An 812-nucleotide genomic window follows, 5' to 3' on the forward strand; every position below is an offset into this window, starting at 1 on the left:
CGCCGAGCACCTGCACGACATGGCCGAGGCCGACCAGCGGATCGCCCGAGCGACCGCCCAGGCCACGCGCTACTGGGCCCACCTGTACGGTGACGACCCGCTCCTGCTGTCGGTGCCCGGGATGGGCCCGATGACCGCACCCGCCGTACGCGCGTTCCTCGGCGACGGCGGCGCGTTCACCACCGCCAAAGCGGCCGCGTCCTACGTCGGGATGAACCCCTCCACCTGGTCCTCCGGGACCGTGGTCCAGCCCTCGAGGGCGATCACCAAGGAAGGCCCGGCCGTGCTGCGCCTGGCGTTCTATCAAGCCGCCGGCGGCGCCCGACGGGTCGACCCTCAGCTGGCCGCGTTCTATCGGCACCTGATGGTCGACCGCGGCCACAGCCACACCAAGGCCACCGTCGCCGTCGCGCGCAAGCTGATCGAACGCACCTGGACGGTCCTGCACCGCGACCAGCCCTACCAGCTCCGCGACATCGACGGCACCCCGCTGACCCGAGTCCGGGCCAAGGAGATCGCCCGAACCCACGCCGTCCCACCCGAGGTCCGGGCCCGAGCCCGAGCACGCAGCGCGGCCACGCACCGCTCCAAGCTCACCCGCTGACCCCCACTCCAAAGCGAGCGAGGGCCCGTCACACCAGGGCCCCTCGGCGATCACCCCTGCCCGAAGAATCCACCCTCCACCACCTTGACAACCAGTTAGGGAATCTCTCCTGACGTATGTGTGGGTCAGTTCCGGCCGGGGGGGTCTATCCGATGAACGGTGTTTCCGGTGTTCATTTCAGAGTGTCTCCGCGGCCGGCATGCGGTCG

The 812-nt window shown here is 70.2% G+C and carries 1 protein-coding gene; it reads left to right on the plus strand.

Annotation, left to right across the window (positions count from 1 at the left end):
* Window positions 1-604 (plus strand): transposase (locus tag ABD225_RS00610; RefSeq protein WP_344079750.1); only part of this gene is annotated, 604 nt, incomplete at its 5' end.
* Window positions 605-812 lie beyond the last annotated feature (208 nt).

The sequence above is a fragment of the Nostocoides veronense genome (assembly GCF_039531185.1).
In the GTDB taxonomy this organism is placed as follows: Bacteria; Actinomycetota; Actinomycetes; order Actinomycetales; family Dermatophilaceae; genus Nostocoides_A; species Nostocoides_A veronense.